The following is a 17283-nucleotide window of genomic DNA, read 5'->3' as shown; positions in this document are numbered from 1 at the left end:
ACCTTGCAAAACCGTGACGCCAGCTTTTAAGAAACTAGGCGTCGAGCCGGGCCAGCGGCGGAGGCGTCTCCGATACCGCCGACCGGGTGGCTGCCGGGCGGGCTAGCAGCCTAGGCCAGGTGACCGCCATGCTGGCGCCGCCTGCCGCCGAGGTCGAGACGTCCCAGCGCCCGTTGGTCGCGCGGACGACGGCATCGGCGATCGCCAGACCGAGTCCGGCTCCGCCCGGTTGGTCCGTGGCGCGCCGGAACCGGTCGAAGATTCCAGCCCGCTGGTCCAGGGGAATACCGGGCCCGGAGTCGTCGACGACCAGCTTGATGCGGTTGCCTTCGGCGGCGACGCGAACATCGATCGTGCCCCACTCCGGCGTGTACTTGCAGGCGTTGTCGAGCAAAACGCCGATCAGGTGATCCAGCCATTCGGGTGAGGCGGCGATCACGTGGGAATCTCCGGTGAGCCGGACGCTCAGCCGCTGCTGACGGGCCTCGGCGACCGCGGCAAACCGGTCCACCGCCTGTTGCGCCATCACGCCGACATCCACCGGCTCCGCCTGGCCCGAGCGCGGCATGGCTTCGAACCGGGCGAGCCAGAGGAGGTCGTCGACGAGGTGACGCATGCGTCGGCTTTCCTGGTTGACACGCGTGAACGCTCGTTGATACCAGTCCCCGTCGCGAGGTTGCGATAACGCCAGCGATGTCTGTGCCTGGATCACCGCCAGCGGCGTGCGGAGCTCGTGTGAGGCGTTGGCGGTGAAGTCCATCTGCCGCTGGCGTGCGTGCTCGATCGGCGCGGCAACACGGCGACCGATGGCCAACGCTCCGAGGAAGACGATGACGAGGAGCACTGGGCCGATCAAGAGTTCAGCCTGGATGAGGTTTGTCCGGGCCTGGTCGACACTGCTCATCGACTGGGCGACGACTGCCCAGTCGTCCCCGACGTGGCCACCCATGACTCGCAGCGGGATGCCGGACACCGTGATGGTCTGCGGATTCGTGATGCTGGTCGGCGGAACCGGCAGCTTGACGGACTGGGCTTCGGTACTGCTGTCACTGAAATTTCCATCGGGGTGCCACATCCACCAGAGGACCGGCGCATCACCGAGATGCGGTCCCACGGGAGGCCCTGGGAAACCCCTGGTTATCGTCTGTCGGTCGGCGGCCATCGAGGTCAGCCAGGTCGAGAGCGTGCCGTCGACGTTGGAGGTCAGGTTATGCGTCAAGATCAAGACGACGGCCACCGCGATCAGCAGGTAGAGTGCGGCGACAATGCCGGTTGCCGCGAGCGCCACCCGCTGGGCGCCGGAACGAACAAGGTCAACCCGAGCCATACTCAACGTCCTTTCACCCGCTCCCAGTCTCGCAGCGTATTCCTTTCGATTTGATGACACCATACAAGTCTGGGGCCGGAAATGATCCCGGCCCCATCGTCGTTCTCACGTGGCGGCTAGGGAACAGTCGGGACCTGGCCCGCGTTCTCCTGCGCCTCCCGCGCTGCACTCTCTCCAGCCTCGTGCGTCGCGTTTTCGTTCGGCACGAACGTGCCGGAACCTGCGCTCGGGGTGGCCGCCGTCGCGGCGACATTGGTCGTCGTGGCCGCGCTGGCCGCGAGCGGCCCGCCGATCGCGGCGCCGACCACACCACCCGTCAGCAGCGAGCCCGCTACCGCGGCGCCGACGAGAATCCTTCTGATTGGGTTCATTTCTTTCACCTCCTTCTGCGTTGCAATGGAGCCAGCATGGAGGCGGACGCCTTTCGAAACCATGACAAAACACGAGCACTCTGGCCCGGGTGTGGCTGGGCAGGCTGAAATCGATGGCCGTCGAAGCCCAGCCGCAAACCCTGACCGATTTTCTTTGCAGCCTCCGTGCCGTGCGCGAGTTCCAGCGAAAGCCTGTGCCGGAAAAGACCGTGCAGGATATCCTCGAGGTGGCGCGATGGTCGGGCAGCGCGAGTAACCGTCAGTTCAGCGAGGTCATCGTCATCCGTCAGCGCGAGACCCTCGAAGCGCTCGCCACCATCGGCGGCTACACCGGCCATCTGCGAGGCGCCGCGCTCGGCAGGCGTGCCCGGTAAGAAACGGGTGGTCCGCACCGCAATCTCACTCGGATTTCCGGCCCGCCCCCCGCGGCGTGGCGACCGAAAGCCGCTCAGCGACCTCGTCCACGAGGAGCGCTACCGGGCTTCCTGACAACCGACAATTGACGGATGCCCAAGTACGTCCTCTTCTACGAGTCGGCCGATGACGTTCGCTCCAAGGCACCTCTGCACTTCCCGGCCCACGTTGCACGCTGGAAAGAGTTCCAGGAGCGGGGCACGCTGCTGATGATCGGCACCTTCGCCAATCCGCAGGAGGAAGGCTCGATGGCGATCTTCACCACGCGCGAGGCCGCGGAAGCGTTCGCGCGGAGCGATCCCTTCGTCCTGAACGGCGTGGTGCGCCGCTGGTCCATTCGCGAATGGAGTGAGGCGATCGGCGACGGAGGGAGCTAGCGGGCGGTCGCCTTCGTCTCGGCGTAGTAGCGCCGCCAGATCAGCCGATAGATCGGGATCCAGCGTGGGATATCGCGTAGGCCCGGGATGAATGGCACCAGGACCAATAACACGGTCAGCAGCCCCATCATCAGGACCACCAGCAGGTCCCCATACGAAACCTGGTTGAAGGGCGGGAGCTGGTACCAAAGCGTGTAGAGCCAGAGCCAGGTCTGGCCGGGATACAGCCCGGTCTCGTTCATCATGCCCCACTGGTTGCCGGTGAGATGCTGGTCATGCGCGAGGCCCGGCACATAACCGCCGTCATTGATGAAGAGCAGGGGCTTGGTGTAGTCGGTCTGGTAAAAGTGGTTGCTAGAAAGCAGCAGCCCATCCAGCGCTCCCGCCTGAGCCAGTTGCACGAGAACTGCCAGCATGACCGGGACCGGGCCGTAGTCGCCGGCGGCCACCGTGACGGCGCCGTTCGCGACCTTGGCGTCTTTCAAGGCCTTGGCGTACGCATCATGCCACTTGCCCTGCTGGTCGGCCGACGCCGCCTCGTAGGTGGTGATCACGCCGCTCAGCTGGGTGTTGTTTCCGGCGGCCTGCTTGAGCGGGCTGATGACGAAGTCGTGCGGCTGGTCGACATTCGCATGGACCCCCGCCCAGGACTGCGGTGAAAACGGCCCGATCGTTTGCACCGACCCGCTGCCGTGGTTATAGGGTGGTCCGTAGCTGGCGGTGACGCTCTGCCCGGCCAGTTCATCGTTCGCCGTCGTCGTGAAATCCACCGGATCCGCCTGGGCCCAGCTCTGGATCGTGACCGACGGAACATCAGGCGACGATAGGAAGATGGCGAGCCCGAGGATGACGATCAGGGAGATCACCATCGCGATCGCGATCTCCTTGAGCAGGTCGTAGCTGATGGTGCGAACGCCCGGGTGGGAGGCCTCGTCGGCGGAACGCTCGCTGATCATTTCTTCCGCAGATCCAGCGCGGCGGCTGGTTTCGCGTCGTGCCCGATCGGCGGCACCACGCCCTTCATCCGGACCTGGACGATGTGCAGGAAGACTAGCGCGATGATCGCGATCGGCAGCAGCATCACATGCAGGCCGTACATCTGGCCGAAGTTCAGGACATTGAAGAACCCGCCGACGCCGGTGGAGTTCACGGCATCCTTCGCATTCATCGCGATGTACTGGGCGTCGAAGTTCTGCTGCGAGAGGTAGCCGGTGAAGGCAGCCACGATGCTGACCGCGAACGTGACCACCCCGATCATCCAGGTTGGCGCCCGGCCTTCACGCCAGCTGGCCATGAAGTACTGACCCCAGAGGTGCAGCACCATGAAGACGAAGAACACCTGGACGCTCCAGAAGTGAAGGCTGTTGAAGAAGCGGCCGGCGCTGGACAGATGCCACCATTGGGGGCCGAACGCCGCCAGCACGACGCCACTGAGCACGACCCAGATCAAGGCCGCGATGGTGACCACGCCGAAGACGTAGACCCAGGACCCGACGTAGAACGGCTGCCGATCGGGCAGGAGGTTCTCCCAGGGAAGGCGGCGCTCCAGCTGGCGCCGGGCGGCGGCCGTCCAACTGCCGGTTGACTCGTCGCCGACACGGCTCTTCACGCCTACTCCTCCTTCTCGGTGGAGCCGCCGTGTCCCGGGAACGGGAGGATCAGCGCCAGTGCAAAAAGGACCACCATGATTCCAATCACGATCAGGTTGGGCCAGGAGATCAGGATGAAGCCCCAATGGAGGTACCCGGCCGGTTGGTCCACGGAACACACCGTAGTCTTCTGCAACAGAATTTGCAATAAATTGACGTGTCTGGACCCTGAAGCCGGATCGGCAGCCCCCAGCCTTGCCCACCCAACGCGGCGGCTAGACTCACAGGAACGCGATGACAACCGAAACGCTGACCGTCACCGATAACCGAACCGGCCGCCGCTACGAGGTCCCCATCCGGAGCGGCGCGATCGCCGCCGCCGACCTCCAGAAGATCACCTCCGATGGGTCCGGCTCCGGCTTGCTGAGCTACGACCCGGCCTTCCTCAACACGGCCAGTTGCCGGAGCGCCATTACTTTCATCGATGGCGAGCGGAGCATTCTCCGCTATCGCGGCTATCCCGTGGAGGAGCTAGCCGAACGCAGCAGCTTCCTCGAGGTTGCCTATCTACTGATTCACGGTGAGCTGCCGGATCCGACCCAGCATCGCGAATGGGTCGAGGCGATCACGCATCACACCCTGCTCCACGAGAACATCAAGAAGCTGATCGACGGCTTCCATCACGACGCCCACCCGATGGGGATCCTGGTCGGCACCGTGGGGGCGCTCTCCACCTTCTACCCCGATGCGAAAGACATCTTCAACGTGGAGAGCCGGAGGCTCCAGATCCTGCGCCTGATCGCGAAGATGCCGACGCTGGCCGCCTTTGCCGCCCGCCACGCCGTCGGCATGCCCTATGCCTACCCGGATAACGACCTTTCCTACGCCGGTAATTTCCTGAATATGATGTGGAAGGCCACCGAGTTGAAGTACGAACCCAACCCGGTGCTGGAGCGGGCGCTCGACGTACTGCTCATCTTGCACGCTGACCACGAGCAGAATTGCTCGACCAACGTGATGCGGGCCGTGGGCAGTTCGCACGCCGACCCATTCTCGGCGACGGCCGCGGCCTCCGCGGCGCTCTACGGCCCGCTCCACGGCGGCGCCAATGAGCAGGTGTTACGGATGCTCAAGGAGATCGGGTCGGTCAGCCGTGTGCCCGACTACGTCAATCGGGTCCGTGGCGGTGAACTGCGGCTGATGGGGTTCGGCCACCGTGTCTACAAGAACTACGACCCGAGGGCGCAGATCATCAAGAAGGTGGCCGACGATGTGCTGGCGGTGACCGGTCGGAGCCCGTTGCTCGACATCGCGCTCGAACTCGAACGAGTGGCGCTCGCCGACGACTACTTCATCAAGCACCGCCTCTACCCCAACGTTGACTTCTACTCCGGCATCATCTATGCCGCGATCGGCTTTCCCGTCGAGATGTTTCCGGTGCTGTTTGCGATCGGGCGCACGCCTGGCTGGCTGGCGCAGTGGCAGGAAGGCTTGCTCGATCCCGAGCAGAAGATCATGCGGCCGCGTCAGGTTTACACGGGCCCGGCCGAACGCCACCTCCCCGGGGTGCGCGCCGTTAAGGAAGCAGCCGGAACCAGCGCAAGCTGAACAACCCGCCGGCCACCAGGATGATGGTACCGAGTGCCAGCAGCGGCGCGGTGAGATCGAGCTTGGTCGTCACCCAGCCGATCCGTGACCCGAGGTCGCTGTAGATCTTGTTCAGCTGGCTCTCGTCCGAGGCGTAGTAGTAGTGGCCGCCCGTCGCGCTGCTGATCTGCTGCAGCGCCTGCTCGTCGACGCCGTCCACAACCTGGCCCTGGACCATGGTCGTCTGGTTCCGCGCCCCGATCCCAATCGTCTCGACCGGGATCTTGGCTTGCGCCGCGTTGGCGGCGGCGGTCGTCGTGTCGATTCCGGTATTGGACGAGCCGTCGGTCAGCAACACGACCATTGCGTAGTTCTGGGACTTTGAACTGTTCGGGTCGATGATGTTGGCGAGCTGGGCGACGGCGACCTGAATCGCGTCGCCAATCGCCGTTCCCCCACCTGGCTGGAGGCTGCCCAGCGCGTCTTTCACCGAGCCCTTGTCCTGGGTCAGCGGCGCGACCACCTCCGCGTGGGCGTTGAAGATCACGAGGCCAACCTGGGCGTTGCTTGGCAGCTTGTCGATCAGCGTGCGGCCGGCCGCGATCGCCGCTTCGATCCGGGTGGGCTGCACGTCGGTGGCCGCCATCGATCCCGAGACATCAACCGCGAGCATCACGCTGGTCTGCCCCTTGGGGACACGGATCGTCGCCTGGGGGCGTGCCATCGAGAACAGCAAGCCCGCCACGCCGGCGATGAAGAGGATCGCGGGGAGATGACGGCGGAACCCTGGCCCCTTGCCCATCACCTGGTTGAGCAGCGTCAGGTTGGTAAAGCGGACCGCATAGGCCCGGCGACGCTGCTGACTCGTGATGTACAAGCCGACCAGCAGCGGGATCGCGAGCAGCCCGAGCAGGAGCCAGGGTGACTGGAAGCTCATGCGCTCGCCCGCGCGACCCGATGGCCGCGCTGCGCCTCCCGTTGCTTGATGAACGCGACCAGCTGGGGCACGATCTCAGCGGCGGTACTCAGCTCGGCGATCGCCGCCCGAGCCCCAAGGAGATCGGCGCGGATCGTCTCACGCTGCGCTCCCGCCGCCTCCTGGAAGCGGGCCCGCAGCGGCGCGCTCCGGGTATCGACCAGGATCTGCTCGCCGCTTTCCGGGTCCTCGAAAGTCACGACCCCCACGTCGGGAATCTCGCGCTCTCTCGGGTCCGTGATCCAGGCCGCGACAACCTCATGGCGGATCGCCAACGCTCTCAGCGGTTGCTGCCAGCCGCCGGGCGTCATGAAATCGCTGATGAGGACCATCATCGAAGGGCGGCGGATGAGCCGGCCCGCCTCCGTCAGCGCCCGGCCCAGATCGGTCGGACCGTCGCCCGGGCTTTTAGCAGCCCGCTCCATCCGCGCGATCAGCTGCAGCAGCGCGGTGCGGCCCGCAGACGGCGGGATGATCGAGCGGACGCGGTCGTCGAAGAGCAGCGCGCCGACGCGGTTTCCACGGCCGATCAGCAGTTGCCCGACGACCGCCGAGAATTCGAGCGCCAGCTGCCGCTTCAGGCAGCGGGCCGTGCCCCAGTCGAGCGAGCGCGTGATGTCGACGAGCAGCCAGGCATCGAGGCCGCGGTCGGGAAGCGACTCCCGGACGTAAGGCCGGTCCGACCGGGCGGTGATATTCCACTCGATGGTGCGCGGGTCGTCGCCAGCCTGGTACTCGCGCACATCGCTGTACTCGAGTCCCACGCCGCGCACGCTCGAGCGCTCGTCGCCGCCTGGGTGGAACCCGAGGCGGCGCAGCACCGGCCAGCGCGACCGGCGCAGCAATTGGTCGACGGCGATACCGCCCGCGCCGACGTCAGGAGGCAAACCGGTCTCCCAGGTCGATGCGCGGCGGGGGGAATCGATCGAGCACACGCTTGACGATCGTCTCGGCGTCGACACCGGCCGCGATCCCTTCGTAAGTGAGGACGAGACGGTGCCGGATGACTTCGGGCGCCACCTCGCTCAGGTCGTGCGGGAGGACATACGAGCGACCGCGCATGAAGGCGAGCGCCCGGCCGGCAGCGACCAGGTTGATCGAGGCGCGCGGGCTGGCGCCATAGGCGATGGCCGGCGCGAGGTCCTCGAGGCCTTTCACCTTCCCCGGACGGCTCGCATAGGCGAGCGTCGTGGCATAGGTCCGCACCGCGGGATCGACATACACCTCGGTGACCGCCCGCTGCATCTCCTTGAGCTGGTCGAGGGTGACCACCTGGCGGAGCCCGATGGCCGGGCCGGTGATCCGCTCGACGACGACGACCTCTTCCTGGAAGGTCGGGTAATCGACGAGCACCTTCAGCATGAAGCGGTCGAGCTGGGCCTCGGGAAGCGGGTAGGTCCCGTCGGTTTCGATCGGGTTCTCGGTCGCGAGGACGACGAACGGATCCGGAAGCGGATGGGTGTCCTTGCCGATCGTGACCTGGCGTTCCTGCATGGCCTCCAACAGTGCCGACTGCACTTTGGCGGGAGCGCGGTTGATCTCGTCGGCCAGCAACAGGTTGCAGAAGACGGGGCCGAGCTCGGTCGAGAAGTCGCCGCGCCCGGGGTTGTATATTCGCGTGCCGATCAGATCGGCGGGCACGAGGTCGGGGGTGAACTGGATGCGGCCGGCCGCGCCACCGATCACCTGGGCAAAGGCCTTGACGGTGACGGTCTTGGCGAGTCCGGGCACGCCTTCGAGGAGGACGTGGCCGCCGGACAGCAGGGCGATCAGCAGGCGCTCGAGGAGCCGGTCCTGGCCGACGATCAGGCGTTTGACCTCGAACAGGATCTGCTCGATGGGCGCCGGAACGCGGGCGGCGAGCTCCCGGGCCGTGTCGGTCGGGCTCGCGGCTTCCTCGCGGGCCAGTTGCGGTCGATTGATCATAAGACCCTCCATGGCATGACAGTCCTCCGATTGAACCTCGTCGAGATGAGGTCGTTCTGAGCGATTCATAAGGGAAATCTAAGATCGCGGCCCTGGCGGAGCCCGGCTACGTGGTCGATGTCGAGGCGATCGCTGTCCTTGACCAGCCCTGACGAATCACGATTTAGAAGCGAATCTCCGCGCATTCTGGGGTAGGGTAGCGCCGTGGGAATGCTGCCGCCGGATCACGGCGGCCCGTCGATGTTCTGGATGTGGGGCCGCCGGCGCCGCGGGAATCCGCAGACTGGGCCGGCCAACAGCGGTCTGACCGGCGACCCGGTGATCGAGGAGCCGCAGGAGCCGCAGGGTCCGAAGGACCTGCGTAGTCGCTGGCGCAATCTCAAGCAGGCGGTCCGGGGGACCGCCGCCGCGCTCCCCAGGGTGATTCGGCTGGTCTGGGACGCCAGCCCCGCGGTCACCGCCGGCCTGTTCGCGGTGACGGTGGTCGCCGGCGTCATCCCCGCCGTGTCCGCCTACACCTCGAAGCTGCTCGTCAATGCGGTCGTGCTGGGCATCGAGGTCCATAACCACCCAGGCGCCGTCGCCGACGCGGTCCGATTTGACTTTGGACCCTTCCGCACCCCGGTCTTTACGACGGTCAACGGGATCATCTTCCTCGCCATCCTGCAGCTGCTGATCTTCGCGCTGATTGCCTTCCTCAGCACCGCGCGCAACATCACGCAGCAGCTCCTGCAGAACGCGGTGTCGATGCGGATCCAGTTGATGGTCATGGAGAAGGCAGCCTCACTCGACCTTGCCTTCTACGAGGACCCGGCGTCGTACGACCTGCTGCGGCGGGCGCAGACCGATTCCATCAACCGGCCGGTGCAGATGATCTCCACCGCCTTCGGGCTGGTCCAGACGGCGCTGACCTTCGTGACGATGATCGCGCTGCTCGTGATCGTGAGCCCGCTGCTCGCCCTACTGGCGCTCCTCTCCCCTGTCCCGGCCTTCATCGCCGACACCCGGTACGGCTGGCGCGGATACAACATCGCGCGCTGGGGCTCGAGGCTGCTCCGCCGCATGAACTATCTCGTGACCCTGCTGACAACGGACAGCTACGCCAAGGAGGTCAAACTGTTCGGGCTGGGCCACTACTTCATCGACCGCTACCGCCTGATCGGAGAGCGGTATTACGGCAGCCAGCGCCGCCAGGTGGTGCGACGCTACCTCGTCGGCTTTCTCTGGGGAAACCTGAGCACGATCGCGACCTCCGTCACCTATCTATATGTCGCGCTGCAGGCGATCGTCGGCAAGCTGACGCTCGGCGACCTCACGCTCTATACCACGGCCGCCCAATCCGTCCAGAACTCCATTCAGGGCATTCTTGGGGGGTTCTCCGGCATGTACGAGCACAATCTCTACCTGAGCAACCTGTTCGAGTTGATGGAAACGACGAGCAAGCTGCCGGCACCCGCCAACCCCGTCGCCCTGCCAGATCCGGTTCGGGGTGAGATTCGTTTCGAGCACGTCAGCTTCGCCTACCCGGGTGCCGCCGAAAATGCGCTGACCGACTTGAGCTTCACCGTCACCGCCGGAGAGACAATCGCCATCGTCGGCCGCAACGGCGCCGGAAAGACGACGCTCTTCAAGTTGATCTGCCGGCTCTACGACCCTATCGAAGGCCGCATTCTGATCGACGGCATCGACATCCGGGACATCGATCCTACGCAGCTGCGGGCTCAGATTGGCGGCATGTTCCAGGACTACGTCACCTACCAGGCGACGGCGGCGGAGAACATCGGCCTTGGAAACCTCGGCGCCATCGCCGACCGGGAAGCGATCCTGAAGGCGAGTCGGCAGGCCGGTTCCGACGGGTTGATCGCCGGCCTTCCCCAGGGCTACGAAACCGCGCTTGGAAAATGGTTCGATGCCGGCGTCAACCTGTCGGGCGGCGAGTGGCAGAAGGTGGCGCTGGCGCGCGCCTTCATGCGCGACGCGCGAATCCTCCTGCTCGATGAGCCGACCTCCGCCCTCGACGCCCAGGCGGAGTACGAGCTGTTCGAACGCATCCACTCGCTGACACGGGGCCGCACCGCCGTCTATATCAGCCACCGCTTCTCCACCGTCAGGCGCGCCGATCGGATCCTGTTCCTGGAACACGGCCGCCTCGTCGAGCAGGGGACGCACGAGCAGCTGATGCGACTCAACGGCCGCTATGCACGGCTGTTCCGCCTGCAGGCGTCCGCCTATACGGGGGAGGACGTTCTCCCCGAGGATGTCGAGCTGGACATCGCGCCGACCGCGTGACCCGTCGCGGATGGGCGCTGTTTGGGGCGATGGCCTTCATCTGGGGTATCCCCTACCTGCTGATCAAGATCGCGATCGGCGAACTGGCGCCGGCCAGCCTGGTCCTGCTCAGAACGGCAATCGGCGCCGCGCTCCTCCTGCCGGTCGCCGCCGCCCGCGGCTGGCTGGCGCCTCTCATTCCCTACTGGCGTTGGGTGCTGGTCTACACCATCGTCGAAGTGTCGCTGCCATGGTTCCTGCTGGCGGATGGCGAGCGCCGCCTCTCCAGCTCATTCACCGGCCTGCTGATCGCGGCCGTCCCCCTGATCGCCGCCGTGCTCCAGCTGCTGACCCGCGGCGACGACCGGCTGGACCGACGCCGGGTCTTGGGCTTACTCGTCGGCCTGGTCGGGGTGGCCGTCCTGGTGGGCCTCAATGTCTCCTTCAAGGACCTGGGGGCGGTTGCTGAGGTCGGGCTGGTTGCGCTCGGCTATGCGAGCGGGCCGATCATCATCGCCCGCCGCCTCCCGAGCTTGCCGGCCGTCGGCGTGGTCGCGGCATCACTGGCGCTGACTGCCCTCTTCTACGCCCCGCTGGCACTGCCGCAACTCCCGAGAACGATGCCATCCGGCACGGTGCTGCTGGCGGTGGCGACCCTGGCGGTCGTATGCACGGCGCTCGCCTTCCTGGTCTTCTTCGCGCTCATCGGCGAAGTCGGCCCTGTACGGGCCACCGTCATCACCTATTTCAATCCGGCGATCGCCTTGCTGCTGGGCGTAGCCGTGCTACGCGAGCCCTTCACGCTGGGGGCCGTCGTCGGCTTTTCGCTGATCCTCGTGGGGTCGGTGCTTGCGACGAGGCGGACTACTAGTGCGCCTGCTGACCCCGCGCCTGCCGCATCATCGAGTTCTTGGGGAGCTGCAGCACGGTATAGACGCGCGCGGCGGCGCCGATCCCAAGGATGAGGAAGATCGCGGCCAGCACGAAGAGCGCGATGAACGCCAGTCGGTTCGCGGCGTATACGGTCAGGTAGAGGACGGCCGCAACTGCCCAGAAGGCAGCGATGGCGGCGGCCAGGCGAGCCCAGACCGGCACCGATGGGCTATAGCGTTTGTCTGTACCGAGATTCAGCGGGATTCGCGCCGCCCACGCCGGCTTGACAGCCCAAACCCAGGCGAGGAGCGCCCAGAACACGACATTGAGTATGGCGAAGATGCTTAGCACAACGCGAAGGAAGGTCATGCCAGTGAAACGTTACGATCCTCATAAAACCTGCGGCGCGGTCTGAGCGAGGAGGGAACGATGAAGGCAAGGGCGGACACGGCGATTCGAACTCGTTTCGCAGGGTGGCCCAAGCCGGCGTTACAGTTCTTTCACGGCCTGAAGCGCGACAACAGCAAGACCTACTTCGAGGCCCACCGGCAGGTCTATGAGGAGCAGGTGCGCCAGCCGATGGAGGCCCTCCTCGCCGAGCTCGAGAAAGACCTGGCGCAGCCGGATATCGAGGTCAAGATCTTCCGCCTCAACCGTGACCTTCGCTTCTCTCCGGACAAGCGCCCGTACAAGGAGCACCTGGGCGCGTACCTGTCCAGCCCACGCGCCGGCGGCGTGTACCTCCAGGTCTCGGAGGACGGCTTGTACGTGGCCATGGGCTCGCATGAGATGGCGCCCGATCAGCTCACCCGCTACCGCGATGCGGTTGCCGGAAAGGACGGCGAAAAACTGGCTCGGATCGTCGGCGCGCTCGTCAAGGATGGCTACCAGGTGACCGAGCCAAGCTTCAAACGGGTCCCCACCGGATACCCTGCCGATCATCCGCGGGGTGACCTGTTGCGCTGCAAGGGGCTGATGGCTAGCCGGAACTGGAAGCCCGGTCCATGGCTGCACACGGTCGAGGCGAAAGAACGACTACGGCAGGCGATCAAGGACAGCAAGCCGCTGACCGGCTGGCTCGATACGCAGGTAGGCCCGAGCCGCGAGCCCGCGCGGTCGATGCGCTAATACTTCGCGAAGTACTCGACGACGCGGTTCTCGTCGGCCGGCACATCGATCTCGCTGCGCTGCGGCCGATGCGCCACCTTCCCGCTCAAGGCCTCCTGGTCGCGCTTGCGACGACGGCCCATGCTGCCCGGCGCGGCTTTGTTGCCCAAGCGGATAGGGGCAGCGGATTCGGCCGCTCTTGCCCGCAACCTGGCGGGCCCCCTTCAGGCCGAGTTCGACGCCGGCCCGACGCGGGAGTTTTTCGACGGGACGTCGAGAAGACGCGGGGGACCTATACCTCTATATATGTATATATGGGCCCCTTAAACGTAGGCTCCACGGCGGACCTCAGGCGGCCAGGCGGTCGACCATGCGGGCGTTGGCGACGGAATGCGCCATCTGATCCGCCAGGATCTTCAGCAGTTTCAGGTGGTTCTTGGAGTACTGGTTGCGGCCAAGCTTGACGACCTCGATTACCCCGATGAAGTCGTTATTGATGAGGACGGGCACGGCCACGACCGATGCCTTCATCGCCGGGGCCTCGAAGCCGACCAGGCCCGGGTCGGCGTCCCCGACCACGATCCCGTGCCGGTTCACGAGGACTTGCCCGGCGATGCCTTCCCCCGCCAGCAGGATCTTGTGCTCGAGCGCCGTCCGCACTGCCTCGGGCTGGTCAGGGGGACTGACGTAACGAGGCACCAGGCGGCGCTTGTCACCCGCCACCAGGTAGACGCGCGCCTGGTCATGGGGCATGAGGTTGGCGGCGACCTCGGCGGTGAGCCGGCAAATCTGCTGCACCGCGCTCTCCGCATCTGGGCGCGCTCTGGTGGTCTGTTCTTGGACCCGTTGAAGGGACAGCCCTGAACGTGGTTGCTCGGACTCGCGGCGGAGGTTCGCAGCCTCGGCGTCGCGCTGTTCGACGACGGCGATCACCGCCATGACGACTCGCGGATCGAACTGCGAGCCCGCCTGGCTTTGCAGCTCCTTGATGATCAAGTCGGTGGCGAGCGCCGGTCGGTACGGCCGGTCCGACGACATCGCATGAAAGGCGGCACAGACGTGGAGGATGCGACCGCCGAGAGGAATCATTTCGCGGGCCAGCCCATCGGGGTAGCCACTGCCGTTCCAGCGTTCATACTGCGCCCTCACGATCGGGCAGATGGCCTGCAGGGAGGGGACCCTCGACAGGATCCGCTCCGCAATGACCGGATGCTCGTGCACCAGTGCCAGCTCCTCACTCGTCAAGGGTCCCGGCTTGTTCAGCAGGTGGGCGGGGATCCCGACCTTCCCGACGTCGTGCAGCAACGCGGCGTACTCGAGTTGGCGCAGGGCGAGCCCCTTCAAGCCAAGGAACTTGGCCACATCGACGGCTAGGGTGGCGGTTCCGCGAGAGTGGGCGTCCATGAATCGGTCCTTGCTGAAGACCATGGCGGACAGCGCCCCCAGCGTCGTCATGAAACTTTCTTCGATCTGCCGCCGGCGATCCTCCACCTCGCGTTTCTGGTTGCTCATGTTGCCCAGCATGCGAGTCTGCGTGTAAACGATCAGGCCGATGACGCAGACCAGCACCAGGAGGGAACGCTCATAGAGCGTTGACCAGCCGGCCACGAGGGGGACCGCGGCGGCGACAGCCGCGAGCAAACCGACCGCCATCGCCGTTCGAAGCGGGAGCAGGGCGGCGGTAAAGATCGCGAGCACGATATAGACGGACACCAGATCGCCACTGTGCACCTTTCCGGCAATGCTCAGGTAGAGGAGTGGCACAGCGATGCCGACCACGACGGCTCCCAGTAAATGGTCCACGGGAACCCTCACCCGTGGCAGTCCCCAGCACAGGACTCCGAGCACGAAGCCGACGGCCGGGGCAGCCCAGGCGGAGAGCGATCCCATGTGGATCGGTGAACCCGAGTAGCTGCTGACGAGCTGGACGGTCGTGATGGCCCAAAAGGCGACCGCGACGACCCGGAGAGCGGGCCACTCGCGGGTAGCAAGCGTTCGTACCACCGTCCTGAACCGCAGGCTTGCCTTCCCCAGCAAGGGAAGCTTGAACTGGACCGACTCCCGCGCCGACGTGACCAGGCGCCGCAGGTCGAAGGCTTTGGGCGCTCGATAGAGCAGTCGCCCTTGCCGGGCAACCGGTGCCGGCCGCTTCGGCGATCGGCGGCTCATGAGTGTTCCAAGCCCAGCGGTCGACCGAAACCTTCGTCGAGGAGCCGTGCCTAGGCGATCACCTGTATTTGTATGTCGACCGTGGTCGCGACCGCGACCGCCTTATAGAGTGGTCAACGGCGCTTGTAGTGCTCCACGAGGTCGACCGCCTCTGCCTGGCTTGGACCAGACAGGCGGAACCGAATCTCGATCCGCTGGAAGACCGACGTGTCCGACCGATGCCGGACCCCTTCGATGGTGGCCTCGACCTGGTCCAGGCGCACCCCGGTGTCCCCGGCCCGCCCCTGCACCAGCAGCACCCCGCACGCGGAGACGCCGGCCAGGAACGCTTCCGCCGGAGTGATCTGTTCCCCCGGCCCACCCAGGTGAGTTGGTTCGTCAATGACAAGCTGGTGGTTGCGCACCTGGTTGATGGCGCGCCCCGGTGTCGCGCTGCTGGAGGAGACGACGCGGTTGATCACCAGGTCGTCAGCGGACATCCGGACCCCCCTTCAAGGCGGAGGCGCGCTTGCCCTGGACACGGGCGAGGAATCGCTCGAGGTCAATCACCACGCGCTGGTGCGTGCCCCGAGCAACCAACTCGACCTCGTCGAAGGCCGAGATCTCGAAGTCGACCCGGCGTCCGTCGACGGCGGCCACGCGCGCGATCACTCGAACCTGCATCCCCACCGGTGTGGCCTTGAGATGCTCGAAGCCGACGCGGGTGCCAACACTGGCCTCACCGGGTTCGAGCTGTTCGGCAATCGCACGAACCGCCGCCGACTCGAACCAGTGACACAGGACTGGCGTGGCCAGCACCGTCACGCCGGCATTCTGGAGGCGGTCGGCACCGTGTTCGGGCCCGACCTTCTGCTCGAGCAGCCCTTCCTGGCCGACACCGATCGACCTCACAGCTGCCACTTTACGTCGAAGCGGCGACCAGCGGGTGTGATGGCGGAGCGGGCGAGATTCGAACTCGCGAACGGGGTACGCCCGTTACGGCATTTCCAGTGCCGACCCTCAAAAAGGCTCATTCCGAGGGTCACATGTGCCTCAACTTCAATTCGACTTGAACGGGACTTCGCCAACTCTTCGACTCTTCTTTAACGGAACCCTGTTTTTGGAAGTGCCGCAACCACCGGGCCGGAAATGCCGCGCCCTCCTGCGGTGATGTTCGCGCCGTGATCATAGCCGGTGGTTCCTCTTCCCATCCTCTCCACTTTTGCCCTCCCACAGCCCCTACATCACCCAGAACCTCGCCTGGGCCGGCGCTTACCGGAGCCCGGACAAAAAGGTAGTAAGAGGCGGGAGTTTCACCACGCCTCTTACTCGGATCTGACCATCAGCCGCCGAACAGCGTCGAGGTTTTTCGGGGCCACTTACCAGAGAATCAGAACGTACCCGTCTTGCCCGTTCCCGTTCTGACTAGGACCAAAGCCGTCTCCACCCCGACCGAAACCATCGCCTCCCCCCGGTTTCTCAATTGACCCACTGACTGGAGAGCCACCAGAACCTGGAACACCAGCAAGACCCTGCCCTGGGTGACCATCCCGTGAAACCCCGACCCCACCGGTGCCAGTCCCACCGAAGCCGCCAAAAATGCACTCCGTACCATCGCCACCGGCACCCCCTGTGGCAGTTGCCAGGCTCCCGAATGAGGAACTGCCGCCTTGATTCCCTGAGACGTTGATGACTGTCGACCCGGTCCCGCCAGTACCGACCGTGACGACATAGGTTTGACCAGGTGTCACGGCGATCACCGCCCGACGGTAACCGCCCGAGCCGCCACCGCTCCCGCAGGTGGCTGATCCGCCTCCACCGCCACCCCATATCTCCACGAAGACGTGAGTGACCCCGGAGGCGACTGTGAAGTTGCCTGAGGATGTGAACTCGGCAAGACCGTTCAGTGAGCCGGGATCGCCCTTAGGGCCGGCGGGACCCTGTGCCCCGGTGGCACCGGTGTCGCCTTTCGGCCCAGCCAGCCCGGCCGGACCCGCATCGCCCTTCAGTCCTTGCAGCCCGGTGGCTCCGGTATCGCCCTTTAGTCCCTGAAGGCCTTGAGGCCCCTGCGGACCCTGCGGGCCGACCTGACTCCACGTAACAAGGGTCGAATTCCCATTGCAGGTCGGCTGAGCGCTTGGGTCCGTCGTGATCTTGTGCAGGGTCCCACCATTGGTCAGGCAACCGAAAAACGTGGTGGGACTCGTGTCAGCAACCCCAGCCGTCCCGGCTACAATCAATACGACGCCGCCGATAATCGCCGACGACAACAATCGCGAAGTCTTTAGGCGTCGAAATAGCTGCGAAAGGGGTGTTCCCA

19 protein-coding genes are annotated in these 17283 nt (G+C 65.4%); 6 read left to right on the top strand and 13 right to left on the bottom strand.

The features are described 5' to 3' along the window. Positions 1-34 precede the first annotated feature (34 nt). Both VHK65_17485 and VHK65_17480 read right to left on the bottom strand, forming a co-directional pair. Positions 35-1327, bottom strand: a complete 1293-nt coding sequence (locus VHK65_17485; protein HVS07942.1) for a HAMP domain-containing sensor histidine kinase — start codon at positions 1325-1327, stop codon at positions 35-37. Between the two features lie 116 nt (positions 1328-1443). Continuing rightward, a complete protein-coding gene (locus VHK65_17480; GenBank protein HVS07941.1) occupies positions 1444-1698 on the bottom strand; it encodes a hypothetical protein in 255 nt (84 codons plus the stop codon). A gap of 113 nt (positions 1699-1811) precedes the next feature. Between VHK65_17480 and VHK65_17475 the strand changes: the two genes are divergently transcribed. After that, positions 1812-2072, top strand: coding sequence for a nitroreductase family protein (locus VHK65_17475; GenBank protein ID HVS07940.1), 261 nt, complete (start codon positions 1812-1814; stop codon positions 2070-2072). A 132-nt stretch (positions 2073-2204) separates the two neighbouring features. Further along, positions 2205-2489 carry a YciI family protein gene (locus tag VHK65_17470; GenBank protein HVS07939.1) on the top strand — a complete coding sequence of 95 codons (285 nt, stop codon included), beginning with the start codon at positions 2205-2207 and terminating at the stop codon, positions 2487-2489. Here the strand turns inward: VHK65_17470 and VHK65_17465 are convergent. Genes VHK65_17465 through VHK65_17455 form a run of 3 tightly spaced genes read right to left on the bottom strand, consistent with a single transcriptional unit; the run spans position 2486 to position 4250 of the window. Further along, positions 2486-3445, bottom strand: a complete 960-nt coding sequence (locus tag VHK65_17465) for a hypothetical protein (GenBank protein HVS07938.1) — start codon at positions 3443-3445, stop codon at positions 2486-2488. The genes VHK65_17470 and VHK65_17465 overlap by 4 nt on opposite strands. Beyond that, positions 3442-4098 (bottom strand): cytochrome b N-terminal domain-containing protein, encoded by a 657-nt coding sequence (locus VHK65_17460; GenBank protein ID HVS07937.1) that lies wholly within the window; start codon positions 4096-4098, stop codon positions 3442-3444. The genes VHK65_17465 and VHK65_17460 overlap by 4 nt, the downstream gene beginning before the upstream one ends. A gap of 2 nt (positions 4099-4100) precedes the next feature. Beyond that, positions 4101-4250, bottom strand: a complete 150-nt coding sequence (locus VHK65_17455; GenBank protein ID HVS07936.1) for a hypothetical protein — start codon at positions 4248-4250, stop codon at positions 4101-4103. Positions 4251-4372: 122 nt separating this feature from the next. On the opposite strand from VHK65_17455, the gene VHK65_17450 reads away from it, so the two are divergent. Beyond that, positions 4373-5686 carry a citrate synthase gene (locus VHK65_17450; GenBank protein HVS07935.1) on the top strand — a complete coding sequence of 438 codons (1314 nt, stop codon included), beginning with the start codon at positions 4373-4375 and terminating at the stop codon, positions 5684-5686. Here the strand turns inward: VHK65_17450 and VHK65_17445 are convergent. From VHK65_17445 to VHK65_17435, 3 genes are read right to left on the bottom strand one after another with little or no spacing between them, the layout of a single operon-like run. Beyond that, entirely contained in the window at positions 5655-6602 is a 948-nt protein-coding gene (locus tag VHK65_17445) for a VWA domain-containing protein (protein ID HVS07934.1), read from the bottom strand. The genes VHK65_17450 and VHK65_17445 overlap by 32 nt on opposite strands. Continuing rightward, positions 6599-7528 (bottom strand): DUF58 domain-containing protein, encoded by a 930-nt coding sequence (locus VHK65_17440; protein ID HVS07933.1) that lies wholly within the window; start codon positions 7526-7528, stop codon positions 6599-6601. The genes VHK65_17445 and VHK65_17440 overlap by 4 nt, the downstream gene beginning before the upstream one ends. Continuing rightward, positions 7518-8567, bottom strand: a complete 1050-nt coding sequence (locus VHK65_17435) for an AAA family ATPase (protein HVS07932.1) — start codon at positions 8565-8567, stop codon at positions 7518-7520. The genes VHK65_17440 and VHK65_17435 overlap by 11 nt, the downstream gene beginning before the upstream one ends. Before the next feature lie 210 nt (positions 8568-8777). Between VHK65_17435 and VHK65_17430 the strand changes: the two genes are divergently transcribed. After that, positions 8778-10856, top strand: coding sequence for an ABC transporter ATP-binding protein (locus tag VHK65_17430; GenBank protein ID HVS07931.1), 2079 nt, complete (start codon positions 8778-8780; stop codon positions 10854-10856). After that, positions 10853-11800, top strand: a complete 948-nt coding sequence (locus tag VHK65_17425) for a DMT family transporter (protein ID HVS07930.1) — start codon at positions 10853-10855, stop codon at positions 11798-11800. Before VHK65_17430 ends, VHK65_17425 begins: the two co-directional genes overlap by 4 nt. Here VHK65_17425 and VHK65_17420 read toward each other — a convergent pair. Beyond that, a complete protein-coding gene (locus VHK65_17420; protein ID HVS07929.1) occupies positions 11703-12077 on the bottom strand; it encodes a hypothetical protein in 375 nt (124 codons plus the stop codon). The two genes, VHK65_17425 and VHK65_17420, sit on opposite strands and share 98 nt — an antisense overlap. A 60-nt stretch (positions 12078-12137) precedes the next feature. Between VHK65_17420 and VHK65_17415 the strand changes: the two genes are divergently transcribed. Beyond that, a complete protein-coding gene (locus VHK65_17415) occupies positions 12138-12836 on the top strand; it encodes a DUF2461 domain-containing protein (protein HVS07928.1) in 699 nt (232 codons plus the stop codon). Here the strand turns inward: VHK65_17415 and VHK65_17410 are convergent. The 4 genes from VHK65_17410 to VHK65_17395 form a co-directional block, all read right to left on the bottom strand. Further along, positions 12833-12958 (bottom strand): hypothetical protein, encoded by a 126-nt coding sequence (locus VHK65_17410; protein HVS07927.1) that lies wholly within the window; start codon positions 12956-12958, stop codon positions 12833-12835. The genes VHK65_17415 and VHK65_17410 overlap by 4 nt on opposite strands. Positions 12959-13163: 205 nt before the next feature. Further along, positions 13164-14984 (bottom strand): HD domain-containing phosphohydrolase, encoded by a 1821-nt coding sequence (locus tag VHK65_17405; GenBank protein ID HVS07926.1) that lies wholly within the window; start codon positions 14982-14984, stop codon positions 13164-13166. A 113-nt stretch (positions 14985-15097) separates the two neighbouring features. Then, positions 15098-15463 carry an OsmC family protein gene (locus VHK65_17400; protein ID HVS07925.1) on the bottom strand — a complete coding sequence of 122 codons (366 nt, stop codon included), beginning with the start codon at positions 15461-15463 and terminating at the stop codon, positions 15098-15100. Then, on the bottom strand, positions 15453-15875 hold the full coding sequence (locus tag VHK65_17395) for a thioesterase family protein (GenBank protein HVS07924.1): 423 nt from the start codon (positions 15873-15875) through the stop codon (positions 15453-15455). The genes VHK65_17400 and VHK65_17395 overlap by 11 nt, the downstream gene beginning before the upstream one ends. Positions 15876-17283: the final 1408 nt, after the last annotated feature.

It is taken from the genome of Candidatus Dormiibacterota bacterium (assembly GCA_035544955.1).
In the GTDB taxonomy this organism is placed as follows: domain Bacteria; phylum Chloroflexota; class Dormibacteria; order CF-121; family CF-121; genus CF-13.
Note: the sequence above shows the minus strand (reverse complement) of the source record. Positions and strands in the feature narration are given on the sequence as shown.

Bases quoted from the DNA above. Each gene is read 5' to 3' on its own strand.
- VHK65_17485 (HVS07942.1), bottom strand. From the start codon at position 1,327: ATGGCTCGGGTTGACCTTGTTCGTTCCGGCGCCCAGCGGGTGGCGCTC.
- VHK65_17480 (HVS07941.1), bottom strand. From the start codon at position 1,698: ATGAACCCAATCAGAAGGATTCTCGTCGGCGCCGCGGTAGCGGGCTCG.
- VHK65_17475 (HVS07940.1), top strand. From the start codon at position 1,812: ATGGCCGTCGAAGCCCAGCCGCAAACCCTGACCGATTTTCTTTGCAGC.
- VHK65_17470 (HVS07939.1), top strand. From the start codon at position 2,205: ATGCCCAAGTACGTCCTCTTCTACGAGTCGGCCGATGACGTTCGCTCC.
- VHK65_17465 (HVS07938.1), bottom strand. From the start codon at position 3,445: ATGATCAGCGAGCGTTCCGCCGACGAGGCCTCCCACCCGGGCGTTCGC.
- VHK65_17450 (HVS07935.1), top strand. From the start codon at position 4,373: ATGACAACCGAAACGCTGACCGTCACCGATAACCGAACCGGCCGCCGC.
- VHK65_17445 (HVS07934.1), bottom strand. From the start codon at position 6,602: ATGAGCTTCCAGTCACCCTGGCTCCTGCTCGGGCTGCTCGCGATCCCG.
- VHK65_17435 (HVS07932.1), bottom strand. From the start codon at position 8,567: ATGATCAATCGACCGCAACTGGCCCGCGAGGAAGCCGCGAGCCCGACC.
- VHK65_17430 (HVS07931.1), top strand. From the start codon at position 8,778: ATGCTGCCGCCGGATCACGGCGGCCCGTCGATGTTCTGGATGTGGGGC.
- VHK65_17420 (HVS07929.1), bottom strand. From the start codon at position 12,077: ATGACCTTCCTTCGCGTTGTGCTAAGCATCTTCGCCATACTCAATGTC.
- VHK65_17415 (HVS07928.1), top strand. From the start codon at position 12,138: ATGAAGGCAAGGGCGGACACGGCGATTCGAACTCGTTTCGCAGGGTGG.
- VHK65_17410 (HVS07927.1), bottom strand. From the start codon at position 12,958: ATGGGCCGTCGTCGCAAGCGCGACCAGGAGGCCTTGAGCGGGAAGGTG.
- VHK65_17405 (HVS07926.1), bottom strand. From the start codon at position 14,984: ATGAGCCGCCGATCGCCGAAGCGGCCGGCACCGGTTGCCCGGCAAGGG.
- VHK65_17400 (HVS07925.1), bottom strand. From the start codon at position 15,463: ATGTCCGCTGACGACCTGGTGATCAACCGCGTCGTCTCCTCCAGCAGC.